This is a genomic window from Microbacterium maritypicum, assembly GCF_041529975.1.
In the GTDB taxonomy this organism is placed as follows: Bacteria; Actinomycetota; Actinomycetes; order Actinomycetales; family Microbacteriaceae; genus Microbacterium.
Window position 1 is genome coordinate 3811355 of the sequence record NZ_CP168030.1, and the last position, 15897, is coordinate 3827251.

Genomic DNA, 15897 nt, shown 5'->3' on the forward strand with positions numbered 1-15897 from the left:
GGATTCAGATCCTTTTCTCGCGCATGCGCAGAACGGACGTGGCGACGCTGCTGAGCACGACGACGATGACGAGGAGGAGGACCGCGATCGTCACTCCGTAGGCGAACTCGCCCGCCCCGCCGAAGACCTTGCGGTAGACGAGGAGGGTGAGCGTGGTGGTGGATCCCGCCGGGCCGCCGTTGGTCAGCACGAACGGGAACTCGAACACCTTCAGCGAGCCGATGAGGGAGAGCGTGATGTTCACCGTGAGCGAGGGGGCGAGAAGAGGCCATTCGATCGTGCGGAATCGGCGGAATCCCGTCGCACCGTCGAGGTCGGCCGCTTCGAGGACATCGGCAGGTAACGCGAGGTATCCGGCGAGGAAGATCGCCGCGGAGTAGCCGGCGAACATCCAGATGTTGACCAGAGCCACCGCGCCGAGTGCCGTGCTCGTCTCGCCCAGCCAGATGCGGGTGAGGGAGTCCAGCCCGAGGGCGCGGAGCACCTCGTTGATCGTTCCATCCGGTGCGTAGAGATACGAGAAGATGAACGATGCCATCACCGGGGCGACGAGCGTCGGCATGAGGATGAGGACGCTGACCGGTTTGCGGATCCGCGGCCGGTTGTAGAGCGCTCTGGCCAGGAGCAACCCGAAGAGGTTCTGCAGGACGACGACGATGACGGCGTAGAGCACGGTCGTGCCGACCGCTCGGATGACCTCCCCATCGGTGAACAGTCGTGAATACTGCTCGAGACCGACGAAGTCTGCCCGAGGGCCCCCGCTGCTGTCCGTGAAGCTGAGCCAGAGGCCGTTGACCAGCGGGTAGAGGATGAGGAGCCCGTAGACGACGAGCGCGGGAAGGAGGAACCCGAGAGCGACGAGGGGACGTTTGGAGATCATGACAATCCTTCAGCGAGAGCGGTGCGGCCGCCGGAGAGGGCGACCGCACCAGGAACGGGACTAATCCGCCTTCTTCGCGATCCCGTCCATCTCGTCGAGGAACTCGTCGGTCGTGATCTCACCGAGGAACAGTGCCTGCAGGCGAGAGCCCATCTGCGTCTGCACGTCGCCCGCCATCCAGGTGTTCGTCTGCATGAAGCGGTAGTTCCCCGCCTCGTAGGACGCGAGGAACTCGCCCGTCGCGTCGTTCTTCGGACTGGTGCCCGATTCGAACGGAGAGATCGCGTTCTCCGCTTGGAGGAACAGATCGAGGTTCTCGGGCTGGGACCAGAAGTCCACGTATTTCTCCGCGGCGTCCTTCACCGGGGATGCCTCGTTGACGCCCCACATCGTTCCCACGAACAGCAGTTCGTTCGGATCGACGCCCGCCTCCCCACCCGGCCAGGCCGTGAACTGACTCTTGATTCCGGCTTCGGCGACGCCGCCGAGGTTCCACGCGCCCTGGAGCCAGAAGCCCGTGTCGCCCGCCGTGAAGTCGTCTGCGCCCTGCGACCACTCGTCTTCGCCGAGCTCAGTCTTCCAATCGATGAAGCCCTGCTCCTGCAAGTCGAGCAGCTGCTCGACCGCCGGCTTCCAGTCCGAGAAGCTCGCATCACCCTCGGAGAACTCTTCGTCCCAGCCCTTGTCGACGGTCGTGGCCGCAGCGTTCAGCAGCGCCATCGCGCCCGTCCACCCGGCCTTGTCGGGAAGAGTGATCGGGTCGTGGCCGGCAGCCTTCACCTTGGCGAGCGCGTCGAGGAAGCTCTCCCAGTCCTTCGGCACCTCGTTCACACCGACCTCGCTCAGCAGTTCCATGTTCGAGTACAGACCGACACCGATGGCCTCCATGGGCATGGCGAGCACGGCGTCGTCATAGGTCGCGAAGCTCTCGACCTCGGGGGTGATGTCGTCGGCCCAGGACGCCGAGGACAGGTCTGCGAGGTATCCGGACTTCCCCCATGTCGCGAGAAGGTTGCTGTCCAGCATGATCACGTCGGCGGCATTGCCGGCCAGCAACTCAGGCTGCACGCGCTGCGAATAGGCCTCGTTCGCGGGGATGGCCTCGAACTCGAGCTTGATGTCGGGGTTCGCCTTCTCGAAAGCCGCGTTGATCTCGGCGACGTTCGCCGGCTCGCCTTCGCCGCCCTTCCAGCCGTACACCGTGAGAACGGTCCGGCCGTCGTCGGTCGTGGTCGACGAATCGCCGGATGAACAACCGGCCAGAGTCAGTGCCGTCACGAGGGCGGTGAAGGCACTGGCGGAACGAATCATTCGCTGCTGCGACTTCTTCATTGAAGGATCTCCTTATCGGGACGCGAGGACGTTGTCGATGGTTGTCCCATCACCGCACCGATATATAGGTAACCGGTTGCCTAACGTTGCTGGCGAGCGTAAATTGATGCGCGTCGCCTTGTCAAGTGCTCGCATCTGCGGGCGATCCGACCCTGATCACGCCCTGGACGAAGAGAAGCAGATGCCCACCGCCACGCCTCCCATTCCGGCATCTGCCGCCGTGGGTTCCCCCCGCCGCTCCCGCCTCGACTGGTTCCGTTCCGCCTCGTTCGGACTGTTCATCCACTTCGACCAGGCGAGCCGGCTCGGAGTCGATCTGTCCTGGCCGATGGTCGGGCTCACCAGCGATGACGGCACAGGAGTGCACGCACGAAGCGCGGTCGACTACTTCCGGCACGCCGACGAATTCGACCCTCGTGAGTGGGATCCTCGCGCCATCGCACAGGCAGCGAGGGATGCGGGGATGCAGTACGCCGTCTTCACGACGAAGCATCACTCGGGTTGGGCGTCCTGGCCGAGCGAGGCGACACCGCTGAACATCTCCACCTCTCCCTACGGGGCTCGCGGAGGCGATCTCGTCCGCGACTACGTGGATGCCTTCCGGGAGGCAGGACTGCGCATCGGCTTCTACTACTCGGTGTCCGACTGGTCGGATCCCGACTACCCGGCGTGGCGCGCCGAGTTCGCACCGTATGCGTTCGAGGAGTACCCGCGCGCGACGCCCGAACAGTGGACGAGATTCCGCGAAGGGATGAAGGCCGAACTCAGCGAACTGCTCACGAACTACGGGCCGATCGATCTGCTCTGGTTCGACGGCGGGTGGGAGCGCACGGAGGAGGAATGGGACAGCGCGGAGCTGGAAAGGCACATCCGATCCCATCAGCCGGACATCGTCCTCAACGACCGCCTCCCCGGCATCGGCGACTACGTGACGCCGGAGCAGTCGATCCCTGCGGAGCTTCTCAGCGACGCCTGGGAAGCGTGCATCACCATGAACGACACATGGGGATGGGATCCGAGCGACCACGACTACAAGACCACCGCGCACCTGATCCGGACGCTCGTCGACTGTGTCGCCAACGGCGGCTCGCTCCTGCTGAACGTGGGCCCGAGCAGCACCGGCGCTCTGCCGCACGAAGAGGAGAAGTCGCTCCACGAGATCGCCGATTGGATGCGCACCCATCGCGAGAGCGTGATCGGCGCTCGACCGGGGCTGGAACCGTGGCAGTTCTACGGTCCGACGACCGTCAACGCGGACGACCTGTACCTGCACCTCGTCGCCTGGCCGGACGAGACCGCCACCGTGCGCGGCATTCGACCTCAGTCCGTGCTCGGCGTGGAACTCCTGACGACCGGGGAAGACCTCGATTTCCGAGCCGTCGTCGATCCCGCGCACGCCCGCGACGACGACCCTTTGGGCAACCTGGTCATCTCGATCCCGCAGGATCGGCCGATGGGCCCGCTCCCGGTGATCCGTATCCGTTTCCGCGCGGGCACAGCGGGGACCGATCGGTTCACGCCGGTCTCCGTGGGCGGCCGCAGAGAAACGCCGGCACCAGGATCCGCCGGGTAGTCCTCTCGGAGAGATGGCGCCGGCCGGGATCGGTGGACCCGCGCATCTTCGCCCGACTCGTCCCGCAAATCCGTCTCCCGGTCGACGAAGCTGCGAAGCTGGATGCCGTCATCATCCCCCACCCCCGTCGCCTTCATGCTCCTTCCAGAGTGGGAACTGCAGAGGCGTCGAAGCAGGAGCCGTCCCGTGAGCGTCGCGTCCACCCTTCCCCTCATCCGCCGTCCGCTCGCCGAGGGCTGGCGCGTCCGCCCGAACGGCGGCCCCGCACAGGTGGCCGATGCGTGGATCCCCGCCGTCGTCCCCGGTGTGGTGCATCTCGACCTGCTGCGGGCGGGCCTCATCCCCGACCCGTACCTCGACGACAATGAATCCGCCCTCGCGTGGATCGGTCTCGTGGACTGGACCTACGAGGGCAGCTTCGCGCTCGAGTCGGAGGAGCAGGCGGCCGATCGTCACGAGCTCGTGTTCGACGGGCTCGACACCGTGGCGACCGTCACCGTGAACGGGCGGGTGATCGCCGAGGTCGCCAACCAGCATCGCTCCTATCGACTGGACGTGACCGACCTGCTCACCACCGGCGACAACACGGTCACCGTCGCCTTCCGCAGCCCGGTCCGGTACGCCGACGCGCAGAGCGTGGCGCTGGGTGCGCGCCCACGCCCCTACCCCTCGCCGTTCAACGCCCTGCGCAAGTCGGCGTGCAGCTTCGGCTGGGACTGGGGCATCGCCACCTACTCGAGCGGCATCTGGCGCGAGGTGCGTCTGGAGTCCTGGTCCGACGCCCGCCTGAGCGACGTCCGCGTCCACGCGACACCGGACGGCACCGACGGCACGGTGCGCGTCGCCGTCGAGATCGAGCGCGCCTCGGCGCTCCCGCTCGACCTGACGGTCCAGGTCGCGGGGACCGTGCAGACGGTTCCGATCGCCGCCTCGGAGACGTCGGCGGAGATCGAGGTCCGGGTGAGCGACGTCGAACGGTGGTGGCCCGCCGGCCATGGCGCTCAGCCGCTGTACGACGTCGAGATCGCCCTCCTGGACGACGGCACGGCGCTGGACTCCGCGACCAGACGCGTCGGGTTCCGCGATCTGCGCTGGGACACCACCGCGGATGCATCCGGCACACCGTTCACCCTGTTCGTGAACGACCGCCCGATCTACGTGAAGGGCGTGAACTGGATTCCCGACGACGCGTTCCCGAGCCGGGTCGACCGCGACCGGTATCGCACCCGACTCGAGCAGGCGAAGGCGGCGAACCTCAACCTGGTCCGCGTCTGGGGCGGGGGGATCTACGAGTCCGAGGACTTCTACGATCTCGCCGACGAGCTCGGCCTGCTGGTCTGGCAGGACTTCCTGTTCGCGTGCGCCGCGTACGCGGAGGAGGATCCGCTGCGCGCCGAGATCGAGGCGGAAGCGCGGGAGAACGTCGCACGCCTCGCGCACCGCGCCTCACTCGCGCTGCTCACGGGCAACAACGAGAACACCTGGGGATACGAGGACTGGGGCTGGAAGACGCTGCTCGACGGCAAGAGCTGGGGCGCGCACTACTACTACGAGCTGTTCCCGGCGATCATCGACGAACTCGCGCCGCACGTGCCGTATGCACCCGGAAGCCCCTTCAGCCCGGGCGCGGGGTGGGACGGGCGTCAGCAGACCGGACCGCATCCCAATGACGAGGCGCACGGCACCATGCACCTGTGGGAGCAGTGGAACCGCCGCGACTGGCCGACGTACCGCGACCATCGCCCCCGGTTCGTCGCCGAGTTCGGGTGGCAGGGGCCGCCCACGTGGTCGACGCTGACGCGGTCCATCTCCGACGATCCGATCACGCCCGACTCCCCCGGCATGATCGTGCACCAGAAGGCGGCCGACGGAAACGCGAAGCTGGGCTCCGGCCTGGTCGCGCACTACCCGATCCCCGACGACATCGAGACCTGGCACTGGGCCATGCAGCTCAATCAGGCGAATGCGGTGGGTTTCGCGCTCGACTGGTTCCGCTCACTGGCCCCGCACAACGCCGGCGCGATCGTGTGGCAGCTCAACGACTGCTGGCCTGTGACTTCCTGGGCGGCGATCGACGGCGACGGACGAGAGAAGCCGCTGCTGTTCGCCATCAAGAACGCCTTCGACCCCCGCGTGGTGACGGTGCAGCCCTCGGGCGACGGCCTCGAAGCCGTGTTGCACAACGACACCGATGACACCTGGTCGGACAGCCTCTCGCTGCGACGGATCGGCTTCGACGGCACGGTGCATGCCTCGGTCGAGGTGGCGGTGTCGATCGCTCCGCGGGAGTCGACGCGCGTTGCGATTCCGGATGCCGTCGCCACGCCCGGTGACGCTTCCGCCGAGCTGATCGTCGCCGATGTGTCCGGCGCGCGCGGGCTCTGGTGGTTCGCCGAACCCCGCGACAGCGCCCTCGCCGAGCCGCGCCTCACCGCCGAGGTGGAGCGCGTCGCCGACGGCGGGCACCTGGTGACCGTCACGGCGGGCGCACTGGTGCGCGACCTCACCCTGCTCGTCGACCGGCTGTCCCCCGACGCCCGAGTCGACCGCGGCCTGGTGACCCTGCTTCCCGGCGAGCGGGCGGTGTTCCGCATCGACGGCGTGGCCGAGCTCGACGCCGCCACCGTTCTCGGTCCGCTGGTCGCGCGATCCGGCAACCAGCTCGTCGGCGGGCGGTAGCACCCGGCCGACACCGTCCGCTGAACAGTTGAGGGGCCTCCGCACGGACGGAGACCCCTCACCGGTTCAGGCCCGCGGCAGCCGCAGCGTCACGAGTTGGAACGGACGCAGCGCCAGACGGATGCCGTCGGCATCCTGACCCGTCAGCGCCGCCTGCTCGCTCTCCCGCTCGAGCAGGTCCACTTCGCTGGCGTCGCCGCTCGGGAAGCCCACGGCGACCGTGGCGTCGGCGCGACGCCCAAGCGCCTCGTACAGTCGCACGATGACGTCGCCGCTGCCGTCTTCGGCGAGCTTGACCGTCTCAACCACCACACCCGGGTGATCGATCGAGACGAGGGGCTTCACATCGTCGGCGCCCTCGATGCGGCGCTCTGCGAGGTTCGTGCGGTACCCCTCGGCGATCGCGTCGACGAGCTCGCCACCGACGACGATGCCCACCTCCAGATGATGCCGGCCCTGGTCCTGCTGCGGGTCGGGGAACAGCGCAGCCCTGACGAGCGAGAGCCGCACGGTCGAGTACGTGCCGCCCGTCTCACGCGGATGCCGGGTGATGTCGTGACCGTAGGTGGAGTCGTTGGTGACCGCGACACCGAAGTCGCTCTCGCCCACTCTGACCCACCGGTGCGCCACGGTCTCGAAGCGCGCGGCATCCCACGAGGTATTGGTGTGGGTCGGACGCACGATGTGCCCGAACTGGATCTCGGAGGCGGCGTGGTCGGTGTGCACGTCGACGGGGACGCTGAGCTTGAGCAGCTTCTGCTGCTCGTGCCAGTCGATGTCGACAGCCAGCTTCAGGGTTCGCGACCCCTCGTCGAGACGGATGCTGTGCACCAGCGTCGACGCGCCGAAGGAACGCGAGATCACCACGGCGCCGTCGACGATCTCGATGCCGTCCGCCTCGAGGAGGTCGGTGACGTTGCGGCGGTAGTGCTCGTCGATGTCCCAGGCATCCCACTGCGTCGGGGTGTCCCGGTGCAACTGGAAGACGCCGGCGTTCTGACCTTCCGGCACGACCTCGCGGCCGCTCGCCAGGTCGATGATCGACGTCAGCACCCCCCGGGCGTCGATCGTCGCACGCACGAGCTCGTTGTCGAGCACAAACCCGCCGTCCGCCGCGACCGGCGTGACCGGTGCGACCGCATCCGCCTCGCCGATCGCCAGCGCGCCGACCGAGGCATGCCCGTGCGGGGCCGCGTTGACCACGAGGCTGCGCGTGCCCTCGCCGACCAGCGCACGCAGCGAATCGGCGATGATCTGCTCGAGCTCCACGGCGATCGCCGCGTAGTTGCGCTCGGCATCCTGGTGCACCCAGGCGATCGACGTTCCGGGCAGGATGTCGTGGAACTGCTGGAGGAGGACGAGCTGCCAGAGGCGTTTGAGCTGCTCGGTCGGGTAGGCGCGTCCGGTTCGGACAGACGCCGTCGCCGCCCAGAGCTCGGCCTCGCGGAGCAGGTGCTCGCTGCGACGGTTGCCCTGCTTGGTGCGCAGCTGACTCGTGTACGTGCCGCGGTGGAACTCGAGATACAGCTCGCCGCTCCACACCTCGGGCGACGGGTACTCGGACTCGGCCTGCTCGAAGAACGCCCGTGGCGTGGAATGCCGGGCGACCGGCGACCCTTCCAACGACCCCGCGCGCGCGACCTGCGCAGCCATCTCCCGGGTCGGTCCGCCTCCGCCGTCGCCGTAACCGTACGGCAGCAGCGAGACACGGGCTCTGCCCTTGTCCTGGAAGTTCCGCTGCGCATGCGCGAGATCGGCCTGCGAGGCGTCCGAGTTGTACTTGTCCACCGGAGGGAAGTGCGTGAACACGCGCGTTCCGTCGAGGCCCTCCCAGAGGAACGTGTGGTGCGGCATCCGGTTCGTCTCGTTCCAGGAGATCTTCTGCGTGAGGAACCACTTCGATCCCGACGCCTTGATGATCTGAGGAAGGGCGCCGCTGTAGCCGAAGGAGTCGGGCAGCCAGACCTCGGGGGTGTCGATCCCGAACTCGCGGAGGAAGAAGCCCTTGCCCTCGACGAACTGGCGGGCGAGGGCTTCGGAGCCGACCATGTTCGTGTCCGACTCGACCCACATGCCACCGACCGGAACGAAGCGGCCCTCGCGCACGCGCTCGACCAGACGCTCCCAGATCTCCGGGTAGCGCTCCTTGATCCAGGCGAACTGCTGTGCCGACGAACTGGCGAACACGACGTCGGGGTTCTCGTCCATCAGTGAGAGCACGTTCGAGAACGTCCGCGACACCTTGCGAGCCGTCTCGCGCACCGGCCACAGCCAGGCCGAATCGATGTGCGCGTGCCCGACGGCATGCAGCACGTGCGCGCTGGCATGGGCGGGACTCGCCAGCACCTCTCGGAGCGCCTCACGGCCCGCTGCCGCCGTGCCCGCGACGTCATGCGGGTCCACGAGGTCGATCATCCGATCCAGCGCCTGCACGATCTCCGCCCGCCGCGGCGACGAAGCATCCAGCTCACCGAGGAGCCCCCGCAGGATCACGGTGTCGTCGAGCAGTGACTCGACGGTCAGGTCGCGCAGGGCCACGTCGACGACGCGGAGTACGTAGATCGGATCGGCACCGGCGGTCTCGGGGTCGCCTAGCGCGGTCGGGTCGAACGTGAAGATGCTGCCCACGTCGGGATTGGACGCCGCCTCGAGCAGCACGTCGATGCGGCCGTCCGACTGCACTGCCGCGGCGACCGCGTTGTTGAACGGCGAGATGCCCTTGATCGGATTCCCGTCGAGATCCCAGACGAGAGCCTCGGCCTGGAAGCCGCTCTGTCCGGCCGTGAAGCCGAGGTCCACGACGAGCTCTGCCCTGGTGCCGTCAGGAAGACCGCCGGATGCCGTACGCCACTCGCTCGGGACCTCCCCGGTCACACGGAACCACGTCGTGCCCCAGGGACGCCCCCACGGAGCGCCGACCGCCGTGGGCGTGAAGTCCGCCTGAACGGCATCCGTGAAGGACACCGGCTCCCCCGGCACCTCCCACGCGCGCACCTCGAGCGGGTGGCTCAGGCGATGACGTGCCGGACGGAGGCGCTCGCGGATGAATCGGTCGATGCGCATCTCGATGAGCGCGGTGCGGTCGTGCATGTGTAGTGCTTTCTGGATCGTGGGGATTGTGCGAGGAGGCCGGGGATCAGCCCTTGACGCCGCCGGCCAGCGCGAAGCTGCTGCCGGAGAGACGCTGCACGAGCAGGTACAGGGCGAGGATCGGCACGGAGTACAACGTGGCGAACGCGGCGAGCTGCCCGTAGGCGACGGCGCCGTGGTTACCGAAGAAGGTGAAGATCGCGACGGCCGCCGGCATCTTCTCCGAGCTGAACAGCAGGACGAACGGGACGAAGAAGTTCCCCCACGCCTGCGTGAACACGAAGATGAAGACGACGCTGATACCGGGGCGCATGAGCGGCAGGACGATGGTCCACAGCGCACGCATGGCGGACGCGCCGTCGACCCATGCCGCCTCCTCGAGGGAGACCGGCACCGAGTCCATGAAGTTCTTCAGCATCCAGATGGCCATGGGCAACGACGTGGCGGCCATGAACAGGATCACGCTGACCTGCGAGTCGAGCATCTTCAACTGCACGAAGAGCGCGTAGACCGGCACCATCATGGCCGTGATCGGCAGGCAGGAACCGAACAGGACCGAATACATGAAACCGCGCTGGAACCGCGAGTTGTGCCGCGAGAGCGGATACGCGGCGAGCACTCCGACGACGACGGTGATGAGGGCGGTGCCGAACGAGATCAGCGCCGAGTTCCACAACGGCAGCAGCGTCATCGACCAGTCGAACACCGCGACGAAGTTGTCGAACGTGAGGCTCTCCGGCACCGAGATCGACACCGTGGCCGACGGAGACACCGCAGAGAACGCGATCCACGCGATCGGCACGAGGAACACGACCCCGATCACGATCAGGACGGTGTTGGCGAGCCGTGCGGAGCGGCGCTTCGTAGGCGACGCGACGGAGATCCGCTGGCCGCGCCTCACGGCGGGGCGGACGATCGCTTCCGTGGCAGTCATCAGTCGACCTCCGGCTTAAGGATGCGGATGTAGAAGATCGCGAAGATCGCGCCGAGCACGAGGGTCACCGCAGCGATCGCCGTCCCGTAACCGATCTGGGAGTACTGGAAGGCCTCCTGATAGGCGAGGACGGGCAGGGTCGAACTCGAGACGCCCGGCCCTCCCTTGGTCATCACCCAGATCAGACCGAAGGTGCCGAGCGTCTGCAAGGTGGTGAGCATCAGGTTCGTCGAGATCGAGCGGCGGATCATCGGGATGGTGATGAGGAAGAAGCGCTGGGCGGCGTTCGCACCGTCGATCTGTGCCGCCTCCATCACCTCGGGCGGCACCTCGTTGAGGGCGGCTCCGTAGACCAGCATCGAGAACGCCGTGCCGCGCCAGACGTTGGCGAGGATGACGGCGAACATCGGGTACTCGATGAGCCAGCTCACCGCAGGGATGCCGATGGCCTCGAGCAGCGCATTGAGCGTGCCGTCCTTCGAGAAGTACGCGTAGAGGGCGAAGGCGGCGACGATCTCGGGCATCACCCAAGCGACGACGACGAGTGCGCCGACCACGCTGTTGACCGACTTCGAACCGATGCGCATGAGCGCGGCGACGCCGAGGCCCAGCACGTTCTGGCCGATGATCGCGGAGAACAGCACGAAGACGACCGTGAGGACCAGCGCCGTCCAGAAGTTCGGGTCGGTGAACAGCGAGACGTAGTTGTCGAGTCCGACGAACTCGGGCTGCGCCGCCCGGTAGCCCGTGAGGGCGCGGTTGGTCAACGATCCCCAGATGGCGTAGATGATCGGCCCGAGCAGGAACACGACCAGCAGCACCACGGCGGGCAGCAGCGGGACGGAGCGTATCAGCTCGCGGAGAGGGGCGCGCCGCCCGGCCCCGGTGGGCACCGGGGCCGGGCTGTGCGTTGCGGAAGCGGAGGTCACTGCGGGATTCCTACTCGACGTTGTCCGCACCGACGATCTGGGTGAGCGCATCGTCGTAGGTCTTGGCGGCATCCTCCGGGCTCGCTTCTCCGGTGATCACCGATTCGGTGGCCTGCTGAAGCGCGCTGGTGATCTGCGAGTAGTCCGGCGTGGTCGGACGGAAGTGCGTGTACTGCACGAGGTCGGAGAAGAACGCGAAGGTCGGGTTGTACGAGAGGTACGCATCGTCGGTCGCGACGTCTTCGCGGACGGCGATCTGACTGTTCTCGGTGTCGTACTTGAGGGAGTTCTCCTGGTTCAGCGCCATCGCGATGAAGTCGAAGGACGTCTGCGGGTGCTTGGTCTGAGAGCCGACCGCGAGGGTCCAGCCTCCGGACATCGAGGTGTAGCCGGGGTCGCCGCCGTCCTGCGTCGGCATCTTGGCGAGACCGATCGTGTCCTCCCAGCCGTCCCAGGCGCTTTCACCGCTGATCCAGCCGCCCGGGAGCCAGGAACCGTCGATGGCCATGGCGAGCTTCCCCTCGGGGAGCAGCTCGGTGGAGACGCGGCTGCCGATGGTCGAGTCGAGGGCGAGATCGAGCGGAGTCGCCAGATCGTTCTTGTAGAGCGTGTCGTAGAAGCCGAAAGCGTCGGTGAGGCCCTCGGAGCCCACCGCCCACTTGTCGGAGTCGGCGTCGTACAGGGTGGACTCGGTGCCGTAGAGAAGCATCTCCAGACCCTGCATCGACGTCTGCTCACCGGCGCTCTTGCTGCCGTAGATGTTCAACGGGATCAGGTCGGCGTCGTACGCCTTCACCGCTTCGGCAGCGTCGAGGATGTCCTGCCACGACGTGGGCTGCCAGTCGGTGGGGAGCCCGGCCGCCGCGAATATCTCCTTGTTGTAGTAGATCGCGCGGGTGTCTGTGCCCATCGAGATGCCGTAGGTGCTGCCGTCTCCACCGAGTCCGGCCTCCTTCGCTGCGTCGTAGAACTGGTCCCAGTCAGCCCAGTCGGCGAGGTAGTCGTCGATCGGGAGCAGGTAGCCGGCAGCGGCGTCGGAGCGCAGCTGGAAGGTGTCCTCGTAGATCACGTCGGGTGCCGTGTCGGGCGAGCCGTTCATCAGAGCAAGCTTGGTGAAGTACTCGTCCTCGGACTCGATCGGCTGGAGCTTGACCGTCACACCGGGGTTCGCGGCCTCGAACTCGGGTTTGACCTTCTGGAAGAGGTCATCGAGCTGGTGGAACGCCGACGTCATCTGGTACGCGACGGTGATGGTGCGGTCTCCGCTGTCGGACGTCTCCGCGTCCCCGGACGCACCGCATCCCGAGAGGACGACTGCGCCGACCGCGATCGCGCCGATGGCGGCGAAGGGCTTCGTTCGCATCTGCTTGCTCCTTTGCATGCGGACCTCGCTGTTGAGGCCTCAGACGGATAACCCTATCAAATGGGATAACTGCGTAGATGGGCCCTCGTAACAGTTCCGTCACGGAACGCTATGCCGTTCGGGATGACGGCAGACCGCGGTCAGCGGCTGATCATGAGCCGCGACGGCCGCGCCGTGAGCGCGTCGTCGAGCACGAGACACGCGGCCCCCACGGCGGCCGCGTCCGCTCCCATCTGCGAGGGGCGCAGCTGCACGGGTGCTGTGGACGTGCTGACCGCGGTGGTGTGCACCCAGTGATCCAGCGCCGGGAGAAGCCGTTCACCGAGCCTCGACCACGCGGGGCCTCCCAGGACGACGATGCCGAGATCGAGGAGGTTGTTCACCTCGACGATCGCTGTTGCGAGGTGCCTCCCCGCGCTTTCAAGGGCGGCAAGCACCCCCTTGTCGCCGGCGGCGGCCAAAGACGACAGCAGCTCGAGCTGCATCCGCGCATCTTCCGTGCCGCTCGGCGGAGTCGTCCGCTCCGCCTGGGCCAGGAGCATTCGCGGCTCCATGATCACTCCGATGCAGCCGCGCGATCCGCAGGTGCAGAGCGGCCCCTCCGGGTCGACGACGATGTGCGCGATATTGCCGGCGTTACCCGTCCTGCCGTGCACCGGCGCCCCTGAGACGGAGAGCCCGAGGCCGAGTCCGGCACCGTAGTAGAGGAACATCGCGTCGGCGAGCTCTTGCCCTGCATCGAACCACTGCTCCCCTACGACCGTCGCCACGACGTCTTTCTCGAGCAGCGTCGGCAGCCCGCTGACCCTTTCCAGCTCCTTGCGCACCGACACGTTATGCCAGGCGGGGAGGAGCGGCGGATTCAGCAGGCGACCCGCGTCTCGGTCGAACGGCCCCGGAGCGGCCACACCGATCCCGAGCACGCGCTCGGCCGGAAGGCGCGCCTCGAGGATGAGCGATCGGACGCTGTCTCCGAGACGCCCCACGAGTTCATCCGGCGACGCCTCAGCGCCTCCGGGGGTCTGCTCGGTCCGCGCGACGACAGCGCCGGCGGCATCCACGACCACGACGGTGTCGACGGCCGGGTCGAGATGCACACCGACCGCGTAGCGCGAATCCGACCGCAGCGCGAGGAGCGTCCGCGGCTTTCCCGGGCCCGAGATGACCTTCCCGGTCTCTTCGATCAGCCCCTCGTTGGCGAGTCGGCGAGTGACATTGCTGAGCGTCTGCGTCGACAACCCCGTGCGTTCGGCGAGCTCGCTGCGACTGAGCCCCTCCTCCGACCGACGGATGAGGTCGAAGACGAGTGCCTGGTTGTAGACGCCCACAGCAGGGAGGTTCGACCCACGCTGCATATTCCGCTCCTCACCCGTGCGCCTCCGTCGGCGCGTGAACCTCATGATCGCGGCGGCACACCGCAACGGTCAAACCCGGGGCCGCACGTTTCGAGCTTCGTGACCGCACGGGGAAGAACACCTGGCCGCCCGGTCACCCCGCGACTCAGTTGAAGTCGCCGCCCGGGGCCATGTCCATGAAGCGGGAGTAGTGGCCCTGGAACGCGACGGTGATCGTGGCGGTGGGGCCGTTACGGTGCTTGGCGACGATCAGGTCGGCCTCGCCGGGACGCACGTCCTTGTCGTACACCGAGTCGCGGTGCAGCAGGATGACCATGTCGGCGTCCTGCTCGATCGAGCCGGACTCACGCAGGTCGCTGATCGCGGGCTTCTTGTCGGTGCGCTGCTCGGGACCACGGTTCAGTTGCGACAGGGCGATCACCGGAACCTGCAGCTCCTTGGCGATGAGCTTGAGGCTTCGCGAGAACTCCGAGACCTCCTGCTGACGCGACTCGACGCGCTTGCCCGAGGTCATCAGCTGCAGGTAGTCGATAATGACCATGCGCAGGCCCTCGCGCTGCTTGAGTCGACGGCACTTCGCGCGGATCTCGACGAGCGTCATGTTGGGGCTGTCGTCGATGTAGAGCGGCGCGTCGTTGATGCGGCCTCGGGTCGCGGCGACGGTCGTCCAGTCGCGCGGGTCGAGGTTTCCCTTGCGCATGTTCTGCAGCGGGATCTGCCCCTCGGCGCTGAGCAGACGCATCGCGATCTCGCTCTTGCCCATCTCGAGCGAGAAGAAGACCGAGGGGATGTTGTGGCCGATCGAAGCCGAGCGCGCGAAGTCGAGCGCGAGCGTCGACTTACCCATGGCGGGACGCGCGGCGACGACGATCATCTGCCCACCGTGGAGGCCGTTGGTGAGCTCGTCGAGCTCTCGGAACCCTGTGGGGACACCCGTCATCGAACCGTCGCGGCCGCTGGCGGCCTCGATCTCTTCGAGCGCCGCGTCGACGGCGATCTGCAGCGGGACGTAGTCCTCGGCGGTCTCGGATCCGGTGATCGAGTAGATCTCGGCCTGCGCGTTGTTGACGATGTCGGTCGCGTCGCCCTCACCCGCGTAGCCGAGCTGCACGATGCGCGTGCCGGCGTCGACGAGGCGGCGGAGGATGGCGCGCTCCGAGACGATGCCCGCGTAGTAGCCGGCATTGGCCGCGGTCGGGACGATCGAGGTGAGGGTGTGCAGGTAGTCGGCGCCGCCGGCGCGACCCAGCTCGCCGGTCTTGATGAGCTCGTCGGTGACGGCGACGACGTCGGTCGGCTCGCCGTGCGAGTAGAGCGAGAGGATCGCCTCGAAGATGAGCTCGTGCTTCGGGATGTAGAAGTCGGCGCCCTTGAGCGTCTCGATCACGTCGGCGACGGCATCCTTCGAGAGGAGCATTCCGCCCAGCGCGCTCTGCTCGGCGAGAAGGTCGTGAGGAGGGGTACGCTCGGGCGCGCGCTTCGCGCCCATCCGCTCCTCTGAGATGTCGGCGATCGACACAGTCTTCCCTTCGATGCGACGTTTCCGATGCGATGTTCTGATGAGGCGTTCCGACGGCGGGCCGCGTGGCTCTCGGCCAAGAATTGCCGCTTCGCACAGCGAAACAGGTGCCTCCGACATTCGGTCGCTCGCCCACGCTACGAGCGACTGTTTCCACATGCAACACGGCCTGTGGATAACCATGTGGAAAGCGTGCGGACAAAGTCGGAGTGTCTGTGCACAACGGGTGTGGATAACCCCGTG

The 15897-nt window shown here is 67.2% G+C and carries 10 protein-coding genes; 2 read left to right on the forward strand and 8 right to left on the reverse strand.

What is annotated here, in order from left to right; genetic code table 11:
• Positions 1 to 4: 4 nt before the first annotated feature.
• The gene (locus ACCO44_RS18525) at positions 5 to 880 is read right to left on the reverse strand and encodes a carbohydrate ABC transporter permease (RefSeq protein ID WP_105712138.1); all 876 of its coding nucleotides are present in this window, start codon (positions 878 to 880) and stop codon (positions 5 to 7) included.
• 60 nt (positions 881 to 940) lie between these two features.
• Positions 941 to 2212, reverse strand: a complete 1272-nt coding sequence (locus ACCO44_RS18530) for an ABC transporter substrate-binding protein (RefSeq protein WP_372467721.1) — start codon at positions 2210 to 2212, stop codon at positions 941 to 943.
• 181 nt (positions 2213 to 2393) lie between these two features.
• On the opposite strand from ACCO44_RS18530, the gene ACCO44_RS18535 reads away from it, so the two are divergent.
• Together ACCO44_RS18535 and ACCO44_RS18540 are read left to right on the forward strand one after the other, a co-directional pair.
• Positions 2394 to 3785 (forward strand): alpha-L-fucosidase, encoded by a 1392-nt coding sequence (locus ACCO44_RS18535; RefSeq protein ID WP_372467722.1) that lies wholly within the window; start codon positions 2394 to 2396, stop codon positions 3783 to 3785.
• Positions 3786 to 3971: 186 nt separating this feature from the next.
• Positions 3972 to 6464, forward strand: a complete 2493-nt coding sequence (locus tag ACCO44_RS18540) for a glycoside hydrolase family 2 protein (RefSeq protein ID WP_372467723.1) — start codon at positions 3972 to 3974, stop codon at positions 6462 to 6464.
• Positions 6465 to 6530: 66 nt separating this feature from the next.
• Here ACCO44_RS18540 and ACCO44_RS18545 read toward each other — a convergent pair whose 3' ends face one another.
• The 6 genes from ACCO44_RS18545 to dnaB all read right to left on the reverse strand — a co-directional run bounded on the left by ACCO44_RS18545 (position 6531) and on the right by dnaB (position 15654).
• A complete protein-coding gene (locus ACCO44_RS18545) occupies positions 6531 to 9554 on the reverse strand; it encodes an alpha-mannosidase (protein ID WP_372467724.1) in 3024 nt (1007 codons plus the stop codon).
• Between the two features lie 46 nt (positions 9555 to 9600).
• Positions 9601 to 10488, reverse strand: coding sequence for a carbohydrate ABC transporter permease (locus ACCO44_RS18550; RefSeq protein WP_372467725.1), 888 nt, complete (start codon positions 10486 to 10488; stop codon positions 9601 to 9603).
• Positions 10488 to 11468 carry a carbohydrate ABC transporter permease gene (locus ACCO44_RS18555; protein WP_372467726.1) on the reverse strand — a complete coding sequence of 327 codons (981 nt, stop codon included), beginning with the start codon at positions 11466 to 11468 and terminating at the stop codon, positions 10488 to 10490. The genes ACCO44_RS18550 and ACCO44_RS18555 overlap by 1 nt, the downstream gene beginning before the upstream one ends.
• Positions 11428 to 12780: an extracellular solute-binding protein gene (locus tag ACCO44_RS18560; protein WP_372467727.1), complete on the reverse strand. Its 1353-nt coding sequence runs from the start codon at positions 12778 to 12780 to the stop codon at positions 11428 to 11430. Before ACCO44_RS18560 ends, ACCO44_RS18555 begins: the two co-directional genes overlap by 41 nt.
• 140 nt (positions 12781 to 12920) lie before the next feature.
• The gene (locus tag ACCO44_RS18565) at positions 12921 to 14135 is read right to left on the reverse strand and encodes an ROK family transcriptional regulator (protein ID WP_262002381.1); all 1215 of its coding nucleotides are present in this window, start codon (positions 14133 to 14135) and stop codon (positions 12921 to 12923) included.
• Between the two features lie 145 nt (positions 14136 to 14280).
• Positions 14281 to 15654, reverse strand: a complete 1374-nt coding sequence (dnaB, locus tag ACCO44_RS18570) for a replicative DNA helicase (protein WP_029264272.1) — start codon at positions 15652 to 15654, stop codon at positions 14281 to 14283.
• Positions 15655 to 15897: the final 243 nt, after the last annotated feature.

Excerpts from the sequence above, each read along its gene's own strand:
- ACCO44_RS18545 (WP_372467724.1), bottom strand. The coding sequence starts at position 9,554 with ATGCACGACCGCACCGCGCTCATCGAGATGCGCATCGACCGATTCATC.
- ACCO44_RS18525 (WP_105712138.1), bottom strand. The coding sequence starts at position 880 with ATGATCTCCAAACGTCCCCTCGTCGCTCTCGGGTTCCTCCTTCCCGCG.
- ACCO44_RS18535 (WP_372467722.1), top strand. The coding sequence starts at position 2,394 with ATGCCCACCGCCACGCCTCCCATTCCGGCATCTGCCGCCGTGGGTTCC.
- ACCO44_RS18550 (WP_372467725.1), bottom strand. The coding sequence starts at position 10,488 with ATGACTGCCACGGAAGCGATCGTCCGCCCCGCCGTGAGGCGCGGCCAG.
- ACCO44_RS18530 (WP_372467721.1), bottom strand. The coding sequence starts at position 2,212 with ATGAAGAAGTCGCAGCAGCGAATGATTCGTTCCGCCAGTGCCTTCACC.
- ACCO44_RS18560 (WP_372467727.1), bottom strand. The coding sequence starts at position 12,780 with ATGCGAACGAAGCCCTTCGCCGCCATCGGCGCGATCGCGGTCGGCGCA.
- ACCO44_RS18555 (WP_372467726.1), bottom strand. The coding sequence starts at position 11,468 with ATGCGCTCACCCAGATCGTCGGTGCGGACAACGTCGAGTAGGAATCCC.
- ACCO44_RS18565 (WP_262002381.1), bottom strand. The coding sequence starts at position 14,135 with ATGCAGCGTGGGTCGAACCTCCCTGCTGTGGGCGTCTACAACCAGGCA.